Raw genomic sequence first — 19,951 nt, forward strand, 5'->3', positions numbered from 1 at the left:
GTCCTCGGCGGGTACCGGACGTTCACTATCGCTCAATGCTACGTGAGCGCCATCCGTCGGCTCCGGGCGGTTTCCGGTGCAGGGTGGCTGCGGCATGATCGGCGCATGAACGGGCGCACGGGCATGACGGACGAGCAGCAGGCGCAGGAGCGTCGGATCGCCGCCTGGCGTGGGGCCGAGCGGATACTCGGCCACCGGCCGGAGAGCCTCGGTGAGCGGCTCGCCCGGCTGGCGGCGGACGCGCCCGCCGTGTACGACCTCGGCGAGCCGACCGACATCTATGGCAACGGGGTCGTCGAGGCGGTGGAGCGGCGGGTCGCGGAACTGCTCGGGCTTCCGGCGGCGGCGTTCTTCCCGACCGGGACGATGGCGCAGCAGGTCGCCCTGCGCTGCTGGGCCGGACGGACCGGCAATCCCGTGGTGGCGTTGCATCCGCTCGCCCATCCCGAGGTGCACGAGCGCGGCGCGCTCTCGGCCCTTACCGGGCTGCGCACGGTGCACCCCACCCGTACTCCGCGGCTGCCGACCGCGGACGAAGTGCGCGACCTCGACGAGCCGTTCGGCACCTTGATGCTCGAACTTCCGTTGCGCGACGCCGGTTTCGTCCTGCCGTCCTGGGAGGAGCTGACCGCCGTGGTGGAGGCGGCCCGCGAGCGCGATGCCGTGGTGCACCTCGACGGGGCGCGGCTGTGGGAGTGCACCGGGCATTTCGGACGGCCGTTGCCGGAGATCGCCGGACTCGCGGACAGCGTCTACGTCTCGTTCTACAAGTCGCTGGGCGGCATATCGGGTGCCGCGCTCGCCGGTCCCGACGCTCTGGTGGAGGAGGCGAAAACGTGGCGGCACCGCTACGGCGGTCAGCTCTTCCAGCAGTGGCCCGCCGCGCTCGCAGCACTGGCCGGGCTGCGTGACGAACGGCCGCGCCTTCCCGGCTATGTGGCGCACGCCAAGGTCGTGGCGAAGGCGCTACGGGACGCGCTCGGCGCGGCGCCGTGGTCGAGGCTGCACCCCGAGGTGCCGCAGACCCACCAGTTCCAGGTGTGGCTGCCGTATCCGCCTCAGGTGCTGGACGAGGCCGGGCTGCTCCAGGCGGAGGAGACGAAGACGGCGCTCTTCCGGCGCTGGTGGGAGCCGGGCGTGCCGGGCTTGTCGACGACCGAGGTGACCGTCGCCGGGCCGGACGTGGAGCGGTGGACGGCGGCGGCGGTCGCCGAGGCCGTCGGCGACTTCCTGGAACGGGTGGACCGCGTGGCGCGGGCCGAGCAGGGGTGACTCAGGTGAGGCCGCCGGCCCGCACCAGGCCCGTCTCGTAGGCGAGCACCACGGCCTGGACCCGGTCGCGCAGCTCCAGCTTGGTGAGGATGCGGCCGACGTGCGTCTTGACCGTCGCCTCGGAGAGCACCAGCCGCTCGGCGATCTCCCCGTTGGACAGCCCCTGGGCGACCAGCAGCAGCACCTCGCGCTCCCGCTCGGTCAGCCGCCTCAGCTCCGCGCTGTCCGGCTCGGTGGCGCTCGGCAGCATGGGCGCGAACCGGTCGATGAGGCGGCGGGTCGTGCTCGGCGCGACCACCGCGTCACCGCTGTGGACGGCGCGGATCGCGGCGAGCAGCTCGTCGGGCGGGACGTCCTTGAGCATGAAGCCGCTCGCGCCCGCCTTGAGCGCCGCGAAGGCGTACTCGTCGAGATCGAAGGTGGTCAGTATCAGCACCCGTGGCCCGTCGTCGCCCGTGGTGCGGCCGGGTGCGCCGCAGATCCGGCGGGTCGCCTCGACGCCGTCGAGCTTCGGCATGCGGACGTCCATCAGCACCACGTCCACCGGCGTCGTGCGCAGCGCCTCCAGCGCCTCCGCGCCGTCGCCCGCCTCGGCCACGACTTCCATGTCGGGCTGCGCCTGGAGCACCATCCGGAATCCGGTGCGCAGCAGCACCTGGTCGTCGACGAGCATCACGCGGATCGCCATCGTTTTCGTTCCCTCCCTCGACTTCGGCCCTCGGCCCTCGGCCTCGACGTGCTGGTTCTCAACGTGCCGGCTTCAGCGGCAGCGCCGCGCTGATGCGGAAGCCTCCGCCCGGCCGCGGTCCGGTGTCCAGAGTGCCGCCCACCATGGTGATGCGTTCCCGCATGCCGATCAGCCCCTGGCCGAGGCCGTCGGCGCCGCCGTCCTCGTACAACTCGTGCTGCGAACCGCGCCCGTCGTCCTCGATGAGCATCTGCAACTCGGATTCGGCGTAGGTGAGATGGACGGTCGCGCGGGCGCACGGGCCGCCGTGTTTGCGGGTGTTGGTGAGTGCTTCCTGCACGATGCGGTAGGCCGTCAGCTCCACGCCGCTCGACAGCGGCCGCGGGGAGCCGTCGACGGCGAAATCGACCGGCAGGCCGGCGCCACGCACCTGCTCTATGAGATCACCCAGCTGGTCGACGCCGGGCTGCGGCACGTACTCCCCGCCGCTGTCGTCCGACGCGCGCAGCAGCCCCAGCAGGCGGCGCATCTCGGCGAGCGCGAGGCGGCCGGTCTGCGAGATCGTGCCGAGCGCCTGCTTCGCCTGCTCCGGAGAGCTGTCCAGGACGTAGGCCGCACCGTCCGCCTGCACCACCATCACCGAGACGTTGTGCGCCACGACGTCGTGGAGCTCCCGGGCTATGCGGGCCCGCTCGGCGGCGACCGCGGCCTTGGACTGTGCTTCGCGCTCGCGTTGCAGCCGCTCGGCGCGCTCCTCGAGCTGGGCGTAGTAGGCGCGGCGGGTGCGCAGCGAATCGCCGATCACCCAGGCGAGGGCGAACGGGATGGTGAGGAAGACGGCCTGGATCAGCCACGTCCAGCCGGTGTCGAAGCTGCTGTGCCAGCGCCACTGCGCGAGCGGCGCGGCGCACAGGCCGCCGACGAGCGCGAGCAGCGAGGCCCACCGGGCCCCGGTGGAGGCGACGGTGTAGACGATGACCAGCATTGCGAAGTCGGCGGGTGATATCTGGACGTCGGCGGCGAGCTGACCGGCCCCGACCGCGACCGTCAGCAGCAGCATCCGCTCGGGCCTGCGGCGGCGCAGGGCGACGGCCAGGGAGAGCGCGAAGGCGGCGAGCAGGTCGAGCAGCCGCTCGCGGCCGGTGAAGGGGGTGTGCTGCATGACTTCGAGCGCGGAGACCGCGAACAGGATGACGCCCCAGAAGGTGTCGACCCCTGTCGGGTGCCTGCGGAAGAAGTCGTAGAGACGCTGCACGTCACCCAGAGTAGGCACCGGCGATATCTGCGGGGGTCAACCGGCAGGGCGATCCTGGCGGGGGCGGGTACTCCGCAGGGTGGAGGCGCCTTCGGCCAACCGCTGCGGCCTGCGGTTGCGCCTAGGGTTGAGCAGTGACCGGCGAGTGGATCTCCTGGCGGGAGGCGATGGAGAGGGCGCTGTACGGCGCCGGGGGCTTCTTCCGGCGCGCGGAGGGCCCGGCCGGGCACTTCCGCACGTCGGTGCATGCCTCGCCGCTGTACGCGGGCGCCGTGGCGGAGCTGCTGGGGCGGGTCGACGAGGTGCTCGGCCGGCCCGGGAGGCTGGCGCTCGTGGACGTCGGTGCCGGGCGTGGCGAGCTGCTGGCGGGGGTGCTCGCGTGCCTGCCGCACCAGGTGGCGGCGCGGCTGCAGCCGTACGCCGTCGAGCGGGCCGCACGCCCGGAGGGGCTCGACGAGCGCATCCGGTGGACGGACACGCCACCGCAGGGTGTGACGGGGCTGCTCTTCGCCAATGAATGGCTGGACAACGTCCCTGTCGACGTCGCCGAGGTGGACGAGGACGGCGTGCCCCGCTATGTGCTCGTCCGGCCGTCGGACGGCACGGAGCGGCTGGGCGCCCCCGTCGAGGGCCGGGACGCCGCGTGGCTTGAGCAGTGGTGGCCGATCGCGGGCGAGCCGGGCGCGCGGGCCGAGATCGGCCGCACGAGGGACGATGCCTGGGCGGCGGCGGTGGGATCGCTCACCCGCGGGGTGGCCGTCGCCGTGGACTACGCGCACGAGCGCGATGCGCGTCCGCCCTTCGGCACCCTGACCGGTTTCCGCGAGGGACGGGAGGTGAGTCCCGTCCCGGACGGGTCGTGCGATGTGACGGCCCATGTCGCGGTGGACGCGTGCGCGGCGGCAGCCGGGGGTGGGCCCGGTGGGGTGATGGCGGTGTCGCAGCGGGACGCGCTGCGCGCCCTGGGGGTCGCGGGGCGGCGCCCCCCGCTGGCGCTGGCGGCGCAGGATGCCGCGGCGTATGTGCGGGCGCTGGCCGCGGCGGGCGAGGCGGCGGAACTCCTCGCCCCCGGCGGGCTGGGGGATTTCTCGTGGCTGGTGGTGGGGGTCGGGTGCGCGCCCCCGTTTCCGCGGTGCGGCGGATCACCTGGGAGACTGTCCCCATGACGACGGAGACCACGATCGGTATCGGCGGCGCCGCCGAGGGGACCGACATGGTGCTGAACATCGGGCCGCAGCACCCCGCGACCCACGGCGTGCTGCGGCTGCGGCTGACGCTCGACGGCGAGCGGATCAGCCACGCCGAGCCCGTCGTCGGCTACATGCACCGCGGGGCGGAGAAGCTCTTCGAGGCGCGCGACTACCGCCAGATCGTCATGCTCGCCAACCGCCACGACTGGCTCTCGGCGTTCTCCAACGAGCTGGGTGTGGTGCTCGCGGTCGAGCGGATGCTGGGCATGGAGGTCCCGGAGCGCGCCGTGTGGACACGCACGCTGCTCGCCGAGCTGAACCGGGTGCTCAACCACCTGATGTTCCTCGGCTCGTACCCGCTCGAACTGGGCGGGATCACGCCGATCTTCTACGCGTTCACCGAGCGCGAGGAGCTCCAGCACGTGATGGAGGAGATCTCCGGCGGCCGGATGCACTACATGTTCAACCGGGTCGGGGGCCTGAAGGAGGACCTCCCGAACGGCTGGCTCGGGCGCGCCCGGCAGGCGGTGGCCGACGTGCGCTCCCGGATGGAGGTCTTCGACCGGCTGGTGTTGGGCAACGAGATCTTCCGCGGGCGGACCCGGGGCGTCGGCACCCTCGCGCCGCGGATCGTGCACGCCTACGGGATGAGCGGGCCCATCGCGCGGGCCTCCGGTGTCGACTTCGATCTGCGGCGGGACGAACCGTATCTGGCGTACGGGGAGTTGCAGGACACCCTGAAGGTCGTCACGCGGACCGAGGGCGACTGCCTGGCGCGGTTCGAGTGCCTGCTGGAGCAGACGCACAACTCGCTCGACCTCGCCGACGCCTGCCTCGACCGGATCGCGGAACTGCCGCCCGGGCCGATCAACCAGCGGCTTCCGAAGGTGCTCAAGGCCCCCGAGGGCGAGACATACGCCTGGACGGAGAACCCCCTCGGCATCAACGGCTACTACCTGGTCTCGAAGGGTGAGAAGACCCCGTACCGCCTCAAGCTGCGGTCGGCCTCCTACAACAACATCCAGGCGCTGACCGAGCTGCTGCCGGGGACGCTGGTCGCCGACATGGTGGCGATCCTCGGGTCGTTCTTCTTCGTCGTCGGAGACATCGACAAGTGACGAGTACGGACGAAAGGTAAGGACTAGGAGGACTGGGCGCGCAACGCGCGGACGTCGAGCTGCTCGGTGTCGTCGTGTGCGGTGAGGTCGATGACCTCGTGCTCGTGATCGTCCTGCTCCTGCTGCTGCCGCTCCACGTGCTCGGCGTGGGCCTCGTCGCCGATGACGTCCGCGAGATCGTCGGCGGCGGCCGTCTTCTGCAGCCCGAAGAAATCGAAGCCGCCCTGCTGGCGGTTGCCGGTGGCACGCTGCGGGTTGGCGTACGGGAGGACGGCGGCCGCCACCGCCGGGACCAGCTGGTGCTCGCGCACCGGCAGCCGCGGCTTGCCGCTCGCCGCCTCTGCGGCCCGCGGCTGCTGCTGCGCCACCGCGTCTGTGGCGTCCGCGGCGTCCTCCGCCGCAGCGGCCGTCACGGCCGTGGCACCTGTCGCGCTCGCTGCGTCATCGTTGTCATGGGCGAGTTTGCGAAGCGCCTCGGCCGCCTCGCGGAACGCGGACGCGCTCAACGGGTTGGCGGGCGGCGGGGCGATCGCGCGCGGTGCCGTCGCGGCCTCTATCGCCAGCTGACGGCGGCTCTCCAGGGCTCGGGCGCGTTCGCTCTCGGCGGTGGCGTAGCGCCGCAGCAGCTCGGCGTGCTCGCCCCGCAGCCGCGCCAGTTCACCGCGCTTGGCGCGCAGCTGCGTCTCCAGGGTGCGGCGGAGCTCGCGGGACTCCTCCACGTCGCTTTCGAGCTCCGCTATGCGCTCGTCGGTGCGCCATTCGTCGCGGAGGCGGGCGGCGGTCAGGTCCGCCACGCGCTTGCCTGCAGCGCGGTCCCACTTGCGCAGCAGGACCGCGCCCGTGCACGCGACGGCTGCGGCCGCCGCGACCAGCACGCGGATGATGACCGCTTCGTGCCCGCTCGGGCTGAACCAGGCACCGACGGCAAGGGCCATGGCCGACCCTGCGACCGTCAACGGGGGAAGGAGCCGGTGCAGCGGCGGTGAATGGCGGTGTCGTCCACGTGGCATGGCTTGAAACTTAGCGTGCGAAAGGGGCGTGTGGGAGGCGGCCACACAATTTACCGCCGCCTGTTAGGTCACATCATGGTTTCGATGTTGATCAGGTCTTGATCATCCGTTGATCAGTCCCTTCGACTTCAGATACGCATCCGCCACATCCGAAGGCTTCATGCGCTCGGCGTCCACCTGCTTGTCGAGCTGGGTGAGGTCGGCGGTGGTGAGCACCTTGGTGAGCTTGTCGAGGGCGTCGGCAACCGCGGCCGAGCCGGCGTACTTGGCGTTGACCACGGGCAGGACGTTGTCCGCGTTCTGCAGCTTCTTGTCGTCCTGCAGCAGCACCAGCCCGAAGTCGTCGAGCGTGGCGTCCGTCGTCGTGGTCAGGACGAGCTGGTCGGTGCCGTCCTTGACCGCCTGCTTCGCCTGCGGGGTGCCGACACCCTTCGGGTCGATGCCGGTGATGTCGATGCCGTACGTCGACTTCAGGCCCGGCTCGCAGAACGGCCGGTCCGAGCACTCGTCGCCGGCCGCCAGCTTCACTTTCAGCCCGGACTTGCCGAGATCGCTGAGGGTCTTGAGGTGGTGCGCCGCGGCGAAGGACGTCGACACCGCGAAGGCGTTCTGGTCGACCGCGTTCCCCACGGCGAGAGCCTTCAGACCGCGCGGCTGGGCGAGCCTGGTCAGCGCCGCCATGGTGGAGGTGATGTCGGACGAGGCGACGGGCTTGGCATTCGCGCCGTTCGCCTTCGCGTTGAGGAATTCGGCGAGCGTGGCCGCGTACTCCGGCACGACATCGATCTGCCCCTTCTCCAGCGCCGGTTCGTACAGCTCGCGGTTGGCAAGGGTCGTGACGGACGTCCGATATCCGGCCTTGGCGAGCAACTCCGCATACATCTGCGCCAGGACAGTGGACTCGGTGAATCCGGCGGAGCCGATCACGAGCGTGCCCTTGGAACCGGAGCCGCTCGCCCCGGAGCCCGAGCCCTTCTGTTCGAGGCTGCTGCCGCCGCAGGCACTCAGGCCGGCCGCGAGCACCACCACCGCCGATGCCGCGCCGACGGTACGTATTCCGCGCTGGCCCTTACTCATTGCGTCACCCATCTCTTCGGTATGCCAAGAATGCGTTGATTGCCCAATGCGTTACGGTTTCGCCGACGATGCCGGGAGGGGTCGGCGAACCGCTGCAGTACGGCGAAGAACGCCTCGACCAGCAGCGCCAGCGCTGCCACGAGCAGCGCACCCGCGACTACCTGCGGGGTGTCGTAGCGGTTGAACCCGGCGGTGATCACCCTCCCCAGACCACCGCCACCCGGCAGCGCGGCCAGCGTCGCCGTGGCGACCACCTGCACGGCCGCGGTGCGTATCCCCGTCATGATCAGCGGGAACGCCAGCGGAAGTTCGACGCGGACCAGCACTTGACGGCCCGTCATCCCCATGCCGCGGGCGGACTCCACGACGTTCCTGTCGACCTCGCGCATCCCGACATAGGCGTTGGTGAGCACCGGGGGTATGGCGAAGAGCACCAGCGCAATGATGGTCGGCCACTGCCCGTACCGGCCCAGAGGGCTGAGCACCAGCAGCACCAGCACCGCGAACGTGGGCACTGCACGACCGGCGTTGGAGACGTTGATGGCAAGTGCACCGCCCCTGCCCAGATGGCCGAGCACCACGGCGACGGGCAGGGCGATCGCGCAGGTGATCGCCAGGCACACAGCGGTGAGGTAGACATGCTCCCCGAGCCTGTGCCACACCCCGTCGCCGCCGGCCCAGTGCGCACCCGTGGTCAACCAGGCAAAGGCTCCCGACACCGCACCCATCAGGCCACCGCCTTCCTGCGGCCCGCCCGCGTCCACGGTGTCAGCAGCCGCTGCACCCCCAGCAGCAGCACATCGGCCGCGACCGCCATCGCCACGCAGATCGCCGACGCGGTGAGCACCTGCGCCTTGAACAGGCTGTTCATCCCCTCGTATATGAGGTTGCCGAGCCCGCCGTAGCCGACGATCGCACCGACCGTGGTGAGCGAGACCGCCGAGACCGTGGCGATCCGCAGCCCCGCCATCACCGCCGGAAGCGCCAGCGGCAGTTCCACCCCGAAGAGCAGCCGCAGCGGCCCGTACCCCATCCCCCGCGCCGCCTCGCGCACGTCCTCGGGCACCGATTCGAGGCCGGCCACGATGTTGCGCACCAGAATCGTCAGCGAATACAGCACAAGACCGGTGACGACCACCGACGCCGAGACACCGAACACCGGCAGAAGCAGCGAATACATCGCCAGCGACGGAATGGTGTAGAGGATGGTGGTGAACCCCAGCACCGGCCCGGCCGCGGGCCGCCACCGCCGTGCGATCAGCGCCAGCGGGAACGCCACGAGCAGGCCCATGCCCACCGACACCCCTGTGATCCACAGGTGTTGCAGCGTGGCGTCGGTCAACTCCTGGCTGCGCGAGCGCACATACTCACCGCAGATCCAGTCGTTCGCCGCCAAGCAGTCCTGGCCCGCCATTCCGCACCTCCCCCATCGTGTCCCCCATGGCGCGAATCCGATCTGCGACGACCCTAACCCCCTGCACTGACAATCGGGCCGGACCGCCACACGGCAGCAACACTGCCTTCACACCACGCGTGCAAGGTACGGTCGTGCGAACACCCGCCCGCCCCCGACCGATGAGCGTCCATGATCCGATTCGAGCACGTCACCAAGCGCTACCCGGACGGCACCACCGCCGTGGACGATCTCTCCTTCGAGGTGGCCGAGGGCGAACTCGTCACCCTCGTGGGCCCGTCCGGCTGCGGCAAGACCACCACCATGAAGATGGTCAACCGGCTCATCGAGCCCACCGAAGGCCGGATATTCCTCGACGGTGACGACATATCGACACTCGATCCGGTGGCACTGCGACGCCGCATCGGATACGTCATCCAGCAGGTCGGACTCTTCCCCCACAAGACAGTCCTGGAGAACACCGCCACCGTCCCGCATCTGCTCGGCCACCCGCGCCGCAAGGCCCGTGAACGCGCCGCCGAGCTCCTCGAACTCGTCGGCCTCGACCCCGCCGTCCACGGCGGCCGCTACCCCGACCAGCTCTCCGGCGGTCAGCGGCAACGCGTCGGCGTCGCCCGCGCGCTGGCCGCCGATCCGCCCGTGCTGCTGATGGACGAGCCGTTCGGCGCCGTCGACCCGGTGGTGCGCGACCATCTCCAGTCCGAATTCCTGCGCTTGCAGCAACAAGTGCGCAAGACCGTGCTCTTCGTCACCCACGACATCGAGGAGGCGGTGCGGCTCGGCGACCGCATCGCGGTCTACGGCGGGGGGTCCCCCCGCGGAGCAGGGGGAGGGCGCATCGAGCAGTTCGACACCCCCGCCGCCGTGCTCGGCGCCCCCGCCACGCCCTACGTCGCCGACTTCGTCGGCTCCGACCGCGGCCTGAAACGGCTCTCCGTCACGCCGATCGAGCCCGGCGACCTCGAACAGCCGCCCGTACTGCGCCTCGACGACCCGTCGAGCGCCGCCACGTCGCGCCTACGCGAACTCGATGCCCGCTGGGCCGTCGTCCTCGACGGCGACGGAACCCTGCACGGCTGGGTCTCCGCCGACGCGCTGGCGCAGGCGCCCGACGACCAGCCGGTGCGCGACCACGCCCGCCGAATGGAGGCCTGGCTGCCCCTGGGCGCCAGCCTCAAACAGGCGTTCAGCGTGATGCTGCAGCACGATGCGGGCTGGATCGCGGTGCTCGACGGCGAGGGCGCGGAGCGCTTCCGCGGCGTCCTCACCCCGTCCCGGCTGCACGAGGCGTTGCGCCGCTCGATCGACGCGGACGCACGCGGCGCGTCCCGCGCGGACGTCGCGCTGGAGACCATCCCGGGCGCGTGAGCGCACCGAGGACCGCCGTCACGCCGACGGCGCGGCCCCCCGGTGGTTGTGCTCGTCGTCCTCCGGCAGCCTGCACACCCGCTCCAGGAAGAGCGCAGCCGCCACCACCGCCGCGCCCGCGACCACCGCGAGACCCGCGTACACCGCCTGGTCCCTGCGCGCCGGGATGCCGAGCTCGGAGACGACGAGGAAGACCCCGACGCCGGCGTAGATCCCCGCCACCAGCGCCGCCACCAGGGCGCTCGCCTGGCCGAAGACCACCGCACGCGCGGCAAGCAGCGGATCCACGCCCTTCGCGCCCGGCGTGCGCTCACGCTGTGCCCGCAGCCGCTGCCGCAGCGACAACGCTGTTGCGGCGAGCACGACGGCGATGATCGCAAGGACGACGGGAGCGGCCACCGGCACCCCGGGCAGCGTGCCGAACGCATCCCACAACCGCGCACCGGCCCACGCCAGCACCCCGGCCACCACGAACAACCCGACCAGCACCCTGAACCGCAGCTGCTTCAACGACCACTCCTCATCACGACGCCGGCCGGGAGTGCGCGGTGCACTTGGTTGGCCCTGAGGACAACGTCTACTCCGGGAGGCGCAGTTCCACGTCGACGCGCGGCCGTACCCCCGCGTGGCCGACATGGGCGAGCAGCTGCGTCACGGGGCCGCGCCCCGGCAGCTCCGCCGCCGGATCCACGTCATGCCACGGCGCGAGGACGAAGGCACGCTCGTGTGCGCGCGGATGCGGCAGGGTCAGCTGCGGATCGTCGGAGACCACGTCCTGGTACGAGACGATGTCGACGTCGATCGTGCGCGGGCCCCAGCGCTCGTCGCGCACCCGCTCGAACGCCTCCTCGATAGCGTGGCCGCGCTCCAGCAGGGAGACGGGCGGCAGCGTCGTCTTCACCAGCACCACGGCGTTGAGATAGTTCGGTTGGCTGCCGGGCTCCACGCCCCACGGCTCGGTCTCGTAGACCGGGGAGACGGCTTTGACGCGCAGACCGGGGGTGTCCTCCAGCGCATCGACGGCGCCCTGCAGCGTCTCCAGACGGTTGCCGAGGTTGCTGCCGAGGGCGACCACCGCCCATTTCGGGTTCTGCAGGGTGGTGTCGGCGTCGTCGACCTTGCGCTCGACGGAGGCGGGTACCGGCTGGACGGTCGGGTCGGAACTCACGGGCGCCTCCTGTGGATGGTGATCGTCACATCGTCGAACGGCACGGTGATCGGGGCCTCCGGCTTGTGCACGGTCACCTCGACCTCCTGCACCGCCGCGTGCTTCAGGCACTGGTCGGCGATGCGCTGGGCGAGCGTTTCGATCAGCGCGACCGGCTCGCCCCGCACGACGTCCACGACCTCCTCGGCCACGACGCCGTAATGAACGGTCTTGGTCAGGTCGTCCCCGGCGGCGGCAGGGGCCGTGTCGAGGCCGAGCACCAGATCCACGACGAAGGTCTGGCCTTCTTCACGCTCCTGTGGGTAGACACCATGGTGCCCGCGGGCCTTCAAGCCGCGCAGCGCGACATGATCCACGAGACATCACCCCTGCTGGTCGTCGGACATATCGGTACGGTCGCGCCCATCGCGACAGCTGTCCTCACGTCGAATCTACCTGCGAACACCGACAGCTTTTGCCCATGGGGTGCTCACGCACGCAGCGGCCGGCCGAGCCGTGGGAGGGGGTTCCGCGGGCCAGCGGGGCCCGCCGCCGCATGCAGCCGCCCCTACCCGACAGTCGCCGATTCCACTCCTGCCTTGGGGAGTTCTTGGCTCGAACGAGTGGCCCACCTGCATGTCGGATGACTCCGGTCCGACTGCGCACGGGTGTCGGGAGCACCCGGCTCCGGTTACGACGAGGCGTCCGTTCCGCCCTCTGCGTCCCCGTTCGCCCGTTCTTCCTCGTCATCCTCTGTGTCAGCCATCACAGGCGAGGCGTGATGAGACCAGAGGCGCCACCTCTCGCCGGTGCGGCGGAAGACATTGGTCGCCACGACCAGGCCGCCGACCAGCTCCCCCGCCGAACCGTCCGGCTCGGCGGGACCGCCGCTGAGGATGTTCTCGCTGCACGTGAGCAGCGCGGTGTCACCGGCGACGGCGACCTCGACGTCGGTGAGGAAGAACTGCATGTAGTCGGTGTTCGCCATGATCAGCGCATATGAGCGGAGCACCTCGCCGCGGCCGCGCAGCACGGGCCAGCCCGGGTGCACCACGGACACCGAACCGGCGAGATCGCCATCGAGCAGTACGTCCTCGAGCGCCGCGAGATCACCGCCCTCGACGGCATCGTAGAACGCCTGGTTGGCCTGCTCGACCCCCTCGCGCGCGTCGCTCACAGCGCCTCCTTCGTGAGTCCCGCCGCGCCGGCGGCTGATGCCACTGCCGTGCGCTCGGCGAGAGGCTCCGGCGTCACCGTCGCCTGCGCCCCGGCGGCCCCGCGCGCGCCGCTCACAGGCCTGCTCACTCCGCGTCCTCGATGGCCCCCGCCACCCGTACCGCGTCCGCGGACGGGCGGATCTCATGGACGCGCACCGCCCACGCGCCCTCGCGCGCCGCGATCGCGGAGACCGCTGCGGTCGCCGCGTCCCGCTCGCGCGCCGGCGGCGGGTCGCCCGTATCGCCGGCGAGCACCCGGCCCAAGAAGCGCTTGCGGGACGCGGCCACCAGCAGCGGGCGGCCGAGCGCGCGCAGCTCCTTCAGATGGGCGAGGAGCGCGAGATCGTGCGGGGCGTCCTTGGCGAATCCCAGGCCGGGGTCGACGACGATGCGCTCCGGGTCGACGCCGCCGGCGACGACCTCGTCGAGCCTGCGGCGCAGCTCGTCCACCACTTCGGCGACCACGTCACCGTAGACCGCACGGTTGTTCATGTCGACGCTCTGGCCGCGCCAGTGCATCACCACGAACGGAACCCGGGCCTGAGCCGCCATCGGCACCATCGCCGGGTCCGCGAGGCCTCCGCTGACATCGTTGACCAGCCGCGCCCCCGCGTCCACGGCGCGGGCCGCGACCGACGCGCGCATCGTGTCCACGCTCACCAGCACGCCCGCGGCGGCCAGCTCCCTGACGACCGGGATGACCCGGCGCAGCTCCTCGGCCTCGCCCACGCGACGTGCCCCCGGCCTGGTCGACTCGCCGCCGACGTCCACCAGATCGGCGCCCGCCGCGATCAGGTCGAGGCCGTGCTTGACGGCGAGCTCCGGGTCGAACCACAGACCGCCGTCGGAGAAGGAATCAGGCGTGACGTTCACCACGCCCATCACCGCGCACCGGTCCCAGTCGGGAAGACCGGCCACCCGGCCTCGCAACGCACTCATGTCTAGAGCCTAGGCGTTCACCCCCGGCCGGGGGCCGAACGGGACCGGCCCGGACCGACCCGGACCGGCCCGGACCGACCCGGACCGGTCGGGAGCCGGTGCGCCCGTGAGCGGTGCAGTCGTGCCTCAGGCGGCGCGGCCGCCGACCGCGGCGACCTGCCCGTCGTCCTCCGCATGGGCGCACTGGTGCGACCGCGGCTCGCTGCTCAGCCCCGGGATCCAACGGCGCACCCGCGCCGGGAGCTCCAGGGTGATGAACGCCTCGGCCTGCATGACGGCGAAGCCGATGCGCGGCAGGTTCCGGTTGTTCGGGAAGACCATGAAGCGCGGCTCCCACACAGGCTGGAACTTGGCGTTGAACTTGTACAGCGACTCGATCTGGAACCAGCGGGAGAGGAAGACCAGCAGCCCGCGCCAGAAGCGCAACACCGGCCCGGCGCCGATCCGTTCTCCGCGTGCCAGCGCCGAGCGGAACATCGCGAAGTTGAGGGAGACCCGGGTGATCCCCAACTCCTGTGCGTTCTGCAGCGCGTGGACGATGAGCATCTCGTTCATGCCTGCGTCCGCGCTGCGGTCACGGCGCATCAGCTCAAGCGAGATGCCGTCCTTGCCCCACGGGACGAAGTGCAGTACGGCCTTGAGATCGCCGTGCGGTGAGGGGTCGTTCTCCTCCGTCTTGTGCGCGGTGACGACGACGCAGTCCCCGTCCTCCGGGTCGCCGAACCGGCCGAGCGCCATGGAGAAACCGCGCTCGGTGTCGGTGCCGCGCCAGTCGGCCGCCGCCGAGCGGATCCGCGCCTTCTCCTCGTCGGTGAGCTCGCTCACCCGCCGCATCCGGCAGGTGTAGCCGTTGCGTTCGACGCGCTTGACCATCTGCCGGACGTTGCGCATCGCGCGCCCGGAGAGCGAGAAGCCGGCGGTCTCGACGATCGCCTCGTCACCGAGCTCCAGGGCGTCGAGCCCCGTCTCGCGCGTCCACACCTCACCGCCGGTCTCGCTGCAGCCGACGACCGCGGGGATCCAGGCGTGCGCCCGGGCCTCCTCCATGAAGCGTTCGATCGCGCCCGGCCACGCCTCGACGTCACCGATGGGGTCGCCGCTGGCGAGCATCACGCCGGAGATCACCCGGTAGGAGATCGCGGCCTTGCCGGTGGGCGAGAAGATGACGCTCTTGTCGCGGCGCAGCGCGAAGTGGCCGAGCGAGTCGCGGCGGCCGTGCTTGGCGAGCAGTTCGCGGATGCGGCGTTCGTCCTCGGCGTTGAGGACGGCCGTCGGGTGCTCGGGGCGCAGCACCAGGTAGACGGTGGTGAACAGGATCAGGAAGCCGAGGCCGCCGAGCGAGTAGCCGACGATGTCGCCGACTCGGTCGGAGCTGTAGTGCACCGGGCCCCCGAAGCCGAAGAGGCCGTAGAAAACGGTCTCGACGCGGGCGATGATGCCGGGGTTGCCGATCTCGTCGCGCGGGTGGGAGCTGACGATCACCAGACCGATGCCGAAGCTGACCATCGTCAGGACGACGAAGTTGAACAGCGCCCGCCAGCGCGTCCGCGGGTCGGAGAGCGCGGAGAATTCACTCCTATGTGTGAGAAGCACCACAAGGAGGACCACCGTAAGGATGACATGTCCGATGCCTCCCCGGTGGTGCAGTGCGTCGATCACCAGGCTCGCCGGGAGCAGCACGACCGCCGTACGCCACGCCCGCCGCTTACGCCGCTTCAGACCGTGGGCCAGCATCAGCAGCAGGATGCCGATGATGATCGATGCGGCGAGTGCGATGCTGGTCACAGTGCCCGGGAGGTATCCGGCGAGCGTGTGCACCTTGCTGTGGCGGAGCTTGGGAATGATGCCGGTGGCCAGGTCGAGCAGACCGATGAGAGCGACCAGTGTGCCCACCACCGTCGGCACCTTGTTGCTCGGCTGAAGGCGCGGCAGTCGAGGACGTGTGGCGGACGACTCAGCCATTGATGCCGCCCCCTGAGGGAACCCATTCAAGGCAAACGGCATCTTTGTGTGCAGACATCGGTCTCCCAGCCCCGATCAGCGGTTCGTCCGGCCCATTCGATGAGGGCGCGAATGTTGTGCGCTCTCTATGACGGAGCCACGAGCCGCGAGGTTCCACCTCGGCGGCCCCGGCGACCGAGACACCGAACGGAAAGCGCCTCATGGGTCTCACAAGTACGAAGCTCCTCGTTCTGGTCATCGCCATCGCGGTGGCCGCTTTCGCGGCCACGATCTGGCTGTGGCCACGGCTGTCCCACAGAGGAATCAAGCCGATAGCAGGCCGGGTGGGCCTCCTGCTCGGCGGCCAGCTTGCCATCCTCGCCGCCCTGGGTCTGGCAATCAACTCGTACTTCGGCTTCTACGCATCATTCGCCGACCTGTTCGGTACCAACCAGGACCCCGGCACGGTGGTCGACTACTCGGCGGGCGGGACGCCGTCGGGCAAGCTCGGCCTGCAGCACCTGGGCACCCAGGAGGTGGGCGTGCCCGGCGGAGCCTCGCCCGAGAAGGCAGGCGAGATCGAGAAGGTGCAGATCGTCGGCACCAAGACCGGAATCGACACGCCGGCTTACGTCTACCTGCCGCCGCAGTACTTCCAGGCAGCGTTCAAGAACCAGAACTTCCCGGCAGCGGTGATCCTCACCGGTTATCCGGGGACGACCGACTCGCTGATCACCCGGATGAAGTATCCCCAGACGGCGGCGGAGCACATCCAGCAGGGCAAGATGCAGCCCACGATCCTGGTCATGCTGCGCCCGACGGTGGTGCCGCCGCGCGACACCGAGTGCATGGACATCCCGCACGGCCCGCAGGTGGAGACCTTCTTCACACAGGACCTGCGCAATGCCATCTCGGCCAACTACCGGGTCGGCAACCGCGGCGCGAACTGGGGCATCATGGGCGACTCGACCGGCGGATACTGCGCCCTGAAGATGTCGATGCGCCACCCCGACGACTACTCGGCCGCGGTGGCCCTCTCGGGTTACTTCAGCACGCACAACGACCCGACCACGGGCGACCTGTTCGGCGGCAACAAGCAGCTGCAGAACGAGAACGACATGATGTGGTGGCTCAAGCACAAGCCGGCGCCGCCGATCTGGGCGCTCGTGACCAGCAGCCAGCACGGCGAGTACGACTACAAGGCGACCATGGCCTTCATCAAGGCCGTCAAGCCGCCGATGACGGTCTCGTCGATCATCCTGCCGAGCGGCGGCCACAACTTCACCACGTGGAACCGCGAGCTGCCGGCAGCCCTCGACGCCATGAGCCAGCACCTCGCGCAGTAGCCCCTCACGAGAGCGACCCGTTCGGCCCGTTCGGCCCGTCTGACTGCGGCCGGGAAGGCAATGCCTTCCCGGCCGCAGCGCGTTGTCGTGGGTTGCGGTCCCGCGCTATCGCGCCAGGATCAGGCTCATCGCCTCGGCGCGTGTCGCGGGGTCGCGCAGCTGGCCGCGAACGGCGGATGTCGTGGTCTTCGCGCCCGGCTTCCTTATGCCGCGCATCGACATGCACATGTGCTCGCACTCGACAACGACAATCACACCGCGCGGCTCCAGAATCTCCATCAGCGAGTCGGCGATCTGCGTCGTCATCCGCTCCTGCACCTGGGGGCGCCGGGCGTAGACGTCGACGAGGCGGGCCAGCTTGGACAGACCCGTGATCTTGCCGGTGACGGCCGGGATGTAGCCGACATGCGCGACCCCGTGGAACGGCACGAGGTGGTGCTCACAGGTCGAGTAGACCTCGATGTCCTTGACCAGGACCATCTCGTCGTGGCCGATGTCGAACGTCGTGGTCAGCACGTCCTCCGGCTGCTGCCACAGTCCGCCGAACATCTCCTTGTAGGCGCGTGCGACCCGGCCGGGCGTGTCGCGCAGTCCCTCGCGGTCGGGGTCCTCCCCCACGGCGATGAGCAGCTCGCGGACGGCGTTCTCGGCCCGCTTCTCGTCGAACTCGCCGACGGTGGCCGCGGCGGCGTCCAGCGTCACCGGGTCAGTCATCTGTGCCTCGTTCCTCACGCGGGTCGTGCGGGTCGTGCGGGCCGTACACGTACATATGCGTCAATGCCGCGTCCCCAGGCTAGAACCTGGGGGACGCGGCATTAATTCCGGGGCGGGATTCCTGCCCTCAGGTCAGCTCTCGCCGTCCGCGGGACGCGCGTCCTCGACCGGGAGCTCGACCGTCTCCGTCGACGGCTTGACCGTCGAGACCGACGGCGGCGTGGCGCCGTTGGCTCCGTTGGTCAACGCCAGCTCCCGCGGGGAGAGCACCGCCGGGCGGGTCGAGGGCGTACGGCGCGACGAACCCGTCCACGCCGGACGCGGCGGGCGCTTGACGACCGGCTTGAAGATCTCGGCGATCTCCTCCTTGTTGAGCGTCTCCTTCTCCAGGAGCGCAAGGACCAGGTTGTCGAGCACGTCGCGGTTCTCGACGAGGATCTCCCACGCCTCGTTGTGCGCGTTCTCGATCAGCTTCTTGACCTCTTCGTCCACCAGCCCGGCGACCTCTTCCGAGTAGTCGCGCTGGTGAGCCATCTCACGTCCCAGGAAGGGCTCGGAGTTGTCGGTGCCGAACTTGATCGCGCCGAGACGCTCGGTCATGCCGTACTGGGTGACCATCGCGCGCGCCGTGGCCGTCGCCTTCTCGATGTCGTTCGCCGCGCCCGTGGTCGGGTCGTGGAAGACGAGCTCCTCCGCCGCACGGCCGCCCAGCATGTACGCGAGCTGGTCGAGCATCTCGTTGCGCGTGGTCGAGTACTTGTCCTCGTCGGGCAGCACCATCGTGTAACCGAGCGCACGGCCACGGGACAGGATCGTGATCTTGTGCACCGGGTCACTGTTCGGAGAAGCCGCCGCGACCAGGGCGTGCCCGCCCTCGTGGTACGCGGTGATCTTCTTCTCCTTCTCGCTCATGATCCGGGTCCGCTTCTGCGGCCCGGCCACGACACGGTCGATCGCCTCGTCGAGGAACTTGTTGTCGACCAGCTTCTTGTCGCTGCGCGCGGTGAGCAGCGCGGCCTCGTTGAGCACGTTGGCCAGGTCGGCGCCGGTGAAGCCGGGGGTGCGGCGGGCGACGGCCTGCAGGTCGACGTCCGGGGCGACCGGCTTGCCCTTCTGGTGGACCTTGAGGATCTCCAGACGGCCCTGCAGGTCGGGGCGGTCGACGGCGATCTGGCGGTCGAAGCGGCCCGGTCGCAGCAGCGCCGGGTCGAGGATGTCGGGCCGGTTGGTGGCGGCGATCAGGATGACGCCGCCCTTGACGTCGAAGCCGTCCATCTCGACGAGCAGCTGGTTGAGGGTCTGCTCGCGCTCGTCGTGGCCGCCGCCGAGGCCCGCGCCGCGGTGCCGGCCGACGGCGTCGATCTCGTCGACGAAGACGATCGCCGGGGCGTTCGCCTTGGCCTGCTCGAACAGGTCGCGGACGCGGGAGGCGCCGACACCGACGAACATCTCGACGAAGTCGGAACCGGAGATCGAGTAGAACGGCACGCCGGCCTCGCCCGCGACGGCGCGTGCGAGCAGCGTCTTGCCGGTGCCGGGCGGGCCGTAGAGCAGCACGCCCTTGGGGATCTTGGCGCCGACGGCCTGGAACTTCGCCGGCTCCTGCAGGAACTCCTTGATCTCCTGGAGCTCCTCGACGGCCTCGTCCGCGCCGGCGACGTCACTGAACGTCGTCTTCGGCGTGTCCTTGGTGATCAGCTTCGCCTTCGACTTGCCGAAGTTCATCACCCGGGAGCCGCCGCCCTGCATCTGGTTCATCAGGAACAGGAAGATGACGACGATCAGCACGAACGGCAGCAGGGAGATGAGGATGCTGACGAACGGGTTCTGCTTCGACGGCGAGACCGTGTAGCCGTCGGGGAGCGTGCTCGGGTCCTTCTTGTGGTTGTCGATCTGCGACTGCAGCTTGTTCGCGATCTGTACGCCCTGGTTGCCGACGTAGGAGGCCTGGATCTTGTCGCCCAGGTTCTTTCCGTCGACCTTGACGCCCGGCTTGAGCTGGACCTGAATGACCTGCGAGTCGCCCGTGGAGATCTTGGCCGACTGGGCCTGGCCGGAATCGATTGCGGCGACCACCTGGCCGGTGTCCACCGTTTTGTAACCGCCTGTGGAGCCGACGACGTTCATCAAGACGACGACGGCAAGGACGGCCAGCACGATCCACATGACCGGCCCACGGAAGTAGCGTTTGACGTCCATCCATGCGGGGCGGTGACGCCCCGTCCCTCCTGCCCACAGTGAGAGCACCTCGGCCG

The 19,951-nt window shown here is 70.2% G+C and carries 20 protein-coding genes; 5 read left to right on the forward strand and 15 right to left on the reverse strand.

Translation table 11 applies throughout. The features are described 5' to 3' along the window. Window positions 1-105: 105 nt before the first annotated feature. Complete coding sequence (locus NGB36_RS10465) at window positions 106-1,272, forward strand: threonine aldolase family protein (RefSeq protein ID WP_255919910.1); 1,167 nt, start codon at window positions 106-108, stop codon at window positions 1,270-1,272. Window position 1,273: 1 nt separating this feature from the next. On the opposite strand, the gene NGB36_RS10470 is transcribed toward NGB36_RS10465, so the two are convergent. Further along, on the reverse strand, window positions 1,274-1,960 hold the full coding sequence (locus tag NGB36_RS10470) for a response regulator (RefSeq protein WP_255919911.1): 687 nt from the start codon (window positions 1,958-1,960) through the stop codon (window positions 1,274-1,276). A gap of 58 nt (window positions 1,961-2,018) precedes the next feature. Then, window positions 2,019-3,215 (reverse strand): sensor histidine kinase, encoded by a 1,197-nt coding sequence (locus tag NGB36_RS10475; RefSeq protein WP_255919912.1) that lies wholly within the window; start codon window positions 3,213-3,215, stop codon window positions 2,019-2,021. Between the two features lie 167 nt (window positions 3,216-3,382). On the opposite strand from NGB36_RS10475, the gene NGB36_RS10480 reads away from it, so the two are divergent. Together NGB36_RS10480 and NGB36_RS10485 are read left to right on the forward strand one after the other, a co-directional pair. Continuing rightward, window positions 3,383-4,381, forward strand: coding sequence for an SAM-dependent methyltransferase (locus NGB36_RS10480; protein ID WP_255920093.1), 999 nt, complete (start codon window positions 3,383-3,385; stop codon window positions 4,379-4,381). Continuing rightward, window positions 4,378-5,523, forward strand: a complete 1,146-nt coding sequence (locus NGB36_RS10485; RefSeq protein WP_255919913.1) for an NADH-quinone oxidoreductase subunit D — start codon at window positions 4,378-4,380, stop codon at window positions 5,521-5,523. Before NGB36_RS10480 ends, NGB36_RS10485 begins: the two co-directional genes overlap by 4 nt. Before the next feature lie 23 nt (window positions 5,524-5,546). On the opposite strand, the gene NGB36_RS10490 is transcribed toward NGB36_RS10485, so the two are convergent. The 4 genes from NGB36_RS10490 to NGB36_RS10505 form a co-directional block, all read right to left on the reverse strand. Next, a complete protein-coding gene (locus NGB36_RS10490) occupies window positions 5,547-6,458 on the reverse strand; it encodes a coiled-coil domain-containing protein (protein ID WP_308288831.1) in 912 nt (303 codons plus the stop codon). 177 nt (window positions 6,459-6,635) lie between these two features. Then, on the reverse strand, window positions 6,636-7,622 hold the full coding sequence (locus NGB36_RS10495) for an ABC transporter substrate-binding protein (RefSeq protein WP_255919915.1): 987 nt from the start codon (window positions 7,620-7,622) through the stop codon (window positions 6,636-6,638). Then, entirely contained in the window at window positions 7,607-8,338 is a 732-nt protein-coding gene (locus NGB36_RS10500; protein ID WP_255919916.1) for an ABC transporter permease, read from the reverse strand. The genes NGB36_RS10495 and NGB36_RS10500 overlap by 16 nt, the downstream gene beginning before the upstream one ends. After that, window positions 8,338-9,024, reverse strand: coding sequence for an ABC transporter permease (locus tag NGB36_RS10505; protein ID WP_255919917.1), 687 nt, complete (start codon window positions 9,022-9,024; stop codon window positions 8,338-8,340). The genes NGB36_RS10500 and NGB36_RS10505 overlap by 1 nt, the downstream gene beginning before the upstream one ends. Window positions 9,025-9,195: 171 nt before the next feature. Between NGB36_RS10505 and NGB36_RS10510 the strand changes: the two genes are divergently transcribed. After that, a complete protein-coding gene (locus NGB36_RS10510) occupies window positions 9,196-10,392 on the forward strand; it encodes an ABC transporter ATP-binding protein (protein WP_255919918.1) in 1,197 nt (398 codons plus the stop codon). A gap of 18 nt (window positions 10,393-10,410) precedes the next feature. On the opposite strand, the gene NGB36_RS10515 is transcribed toward NGB36_RS10510, so the two are convergent. The 7 genes from NGB36_RS10515 to NGB36_RS10545 all read right to left on the reverse strand — a co-directional run bounded on the left by NGB36_RS10515 (window position 10,411) and on the right by NGB36_RS10545 (window position 15,657). Beyond that, window positions 10,411-10,902 (reverse strand): DUF3180 domain-containing protein, encoded by a 492-nt coding sequence (locus tag NGB36_RS10515; protein WP_255919919.1) that lies wholly within the window; start codon window positions 10,900-10,902, stop codon window positions 10,411-10,413. Window positions 10,903-10,969: 67 nt separating this feature from the next. After that, window positions 10,970-11,560, reverse strand: a complete 591-nt coding sequence (gene folK, locus NGB36_RS10520) for a 2-amino-4-hydroxy-6-hydroxymethyldihydropteridine diphosphokinase (RefSeq protein WP_255919920.1) — start codon at window positions 11,558-11,560, stop codon at window positions 10,970-10,972. Continuing rightward, window positions 11,557-11,916: a dihydroneopterin aldolase gene (folB, locus tag NGB36_RS10525; protein ID WP_255919921.1), complete on the reverse strand. Its 360-nt coding sequence runs from the start codon at window positions 11,914-11,916 to the stop codon at window positions 11,557-11,559. Before folB ends, folK begins: the two co-directional genes overlap by 4 nt. Window positions 11,917-12,230: 314 nt before the next feature. Then, window positions 12,231-12,716: a nuclear transport factor 2 family protein gene (locus NGB36_RS10530; protein WP_255919922.1), complete on the reverse strand. Its 486-nt coding sequence runs from the start codon at window positions 12,714-12,716 to the stop codon at window positions 12,231-12,233. Further along, window positions 12,713-12,844: a hypothetical protein gene (locus tag NGB36_RS10535; RefSeq protein WP_255919923.1), complete on the reverse strand. Its 132-nt coding sequence runs from the start codon at window positions 12,842-12,844 to the stop codon at window positions 12,713-12,715. Before NGB36_RS10535 ends, NGB36_RS10530 begins: the two co-directional genes overlap by 4 nt. Next, window positions 12,841-13,695 carry a dihydropteroate synthase gene (folP, locus tag NGB36_RS10540; RefSeq protein ID WP_255919924.1) on the reverse strand — a complete coding sequence of 285 codons (855 nt, stop codon included), beginning with the start codon at window positions 13,693-13,695 and terminating at the stop codon, window positions 12,841-12,843. The genes NGB36_RS10535 and folP overlap by 4 nt, the downstream gene beginning before the upstream one ends. A gap of 126 nt (window positions 13,696-13,821) precedes the next feature. After that, window positions 13,822-15,657 carry a phosphatidylglycerol lysyltransferase domain-containing protein gene (locus NGB36_RS10545; RefSeq protein ID WP_255919925.1) on the reverse strand — a complete coding sequence of 612 codons (1,836 nt, stop codon included), beginning with the start codon at window positions 15,655-15,657 and terminating at the stop codon, window positions 13,822-13,824. A gap of 200 nt (window positions 15,658-15,857) precedes the next feature. Here NGB36_RS10545 and NGB36_RS10550 point away from each other — a divergent pair, with 200 nt between their 5' ends. Then, window positions 15,858-16,982 (forward strand): alpha/beta hydrolase, encoded by a 1,125-nt coding sequence (locus NGB36_RS10550; protein ID WP_255919926.1) that lies wholly within the window; start codon window positions 15,858-15,860, stop codon window positions 16,980-16,982. Between the two features lie 105 nt (window positions 16,983-17,087). On the opposite strand, the gene folE is transcribed toward NGB36_RS10550, so the two are convergent. Both folE and ftsH read right to left on the reverse strand, forming a co-directional pair. Then, window positions 17,088-17,696 carry a GTP cyclohydrolase I FolE gene (gene folE / locus NGB36_RS10555; RefSeq protein ID WP_255919927.1) on the reverse strand — a complete coding sequence of 203 codons (609 nt, stop codon included), beginning with the start codon at window positions 17,694-17,696 and terminating at the stop codon, window positions 17,088-17,090. Window positions 17,697-17,828: 132 nt separating this feature from the next. Further along, a complete protein-coding gene (gene ftsH, locus NGB36_RS10560) occupies window positions 17,829-19,895 on the reverse strand; it encodes an ATP-dependent zinc metalloprotease FtsH (RefSeq protein WP_255919928.1) in 2,067 nt (688 codons plus the stop codon). Window positions 19,896-19,951: the final 56 nt, after the last annotated feature.

It is taken from the genome of Streptomyces humicola (genome assembly GCF_024436035.1).
GTDB lineage: Bacteria > Actinomycetota > Actinomycetes > Streptomycetales > Streptomycetaceae > Streptantibioticus_B > Streptantibioticus_B humicola.

What these genes read in the sequence shown, in the direction of transcription:
- NGB36_RS10550 (WP_255919926.1), top strand. Translation starts at nt 15,858, where the DNA reads ATGGGTCTCACAAGTACGAAGCTCCTCGTTCTGGTCATCGCCATCGCG.
- ftsH (WP_255919928.1), bottom strand. Translation starts at nt 19,895, where the DNA reads ATGGACGTCAAACGCTACTTCCGTGGGCCGGTCATGTGGATCGTGCTG.
- NGB36_RS10465 (WP_255919910.1), top strand. Translation starts at nt 106, where the DNA reads ATGAACGGGCGCACGGGCATGACGGACGAGCAGCAGGCGCAGGAGCGT.
- NGB36_RS10495 (WP_255919915.1), bottom strand. Translation starts at nt 7,622, where the DNA reads ATGGGTGACGCAATGAGTAAGGGCCAGCGCGGAATACGTACCGTCGGC.
- NGB36_RS10510 (WP_255919918.1), top strand. Translation starts at nt 9,196, where the DNA reads ATGATCCGATTCGAGCACGTCACCAAGCGCTACCCGGACGGCACCACC.
- NGB36_RS10505 (WP_255919917.1), bottom strand. Translation starts at nt 9,024, where the DNA reads ATGGCGGGCCAGGACTGCTTGGCGGCGAACGACTGGATCTGCGGTGAG.
- NGB36_RS10490 (WP_308288831.1), bottom strand. Translation starts at nt 6,458, where the DNA reads ATGGCCCTTGCCGTCGGTGCCTGGTTCAGCCCGAGCGGGCACGAAGCG.
- NGB36_RS10485 (WP_255919913.1), top strand. Translation starts at nt 4,378, where the DNA reads ATGACGACGGAGACCACGATCGGTATCGGCGGCGCCGCCGAGGGGACC.
- NGB36_RS10500 (WP_255919916.1), bottom strand. Translation starts at nt 8,338, where the DNA reads ATGGGTGCGGTGTCGGGAGCCTTTGCCTGGTTGACCACGGGTGCGCAC.
- NGB36_RS10480 (WP_255920093.1), top strand. Translation starts at nt 3,383, where the DNA reads ATGGAGAGGGCGCTGTACGGCGCCGGGGGCTTCTTCCGGCGCGCGGAG.
- folP (WP_255919924.1), bottom strand. Translation starts at nt 13,695, where the DNA reads ATGAGTGCGTTGCGAGGCCGGGTGGCCGGTCTTCCCGACTGGGACCGG.
- folE (WP_255919927.1), bottom strand. Translation starts at nt 17,696, where the DNA reads ATGACTGACCCGGTGACGCTGGACGCCGCCGCGGCCACCGTCGGCGAG.
- NGB36_RS10545 (WP_255919925.1), bottom strand. Translation starts at nt 15,657, where the DNA reads ATGGCTGAGTCGTCCGCCACACGTCCTCGACTGCCGCGCCTTCAGCCG.
- NGB36_RS10470 (WP_255919911.1), bottom strand. Translation starts at nt 1,960, where the DNA reads ATGGCGATCCGCGTGATGCTCGTCGACGACCAGGTGCTGCTGCGCACC.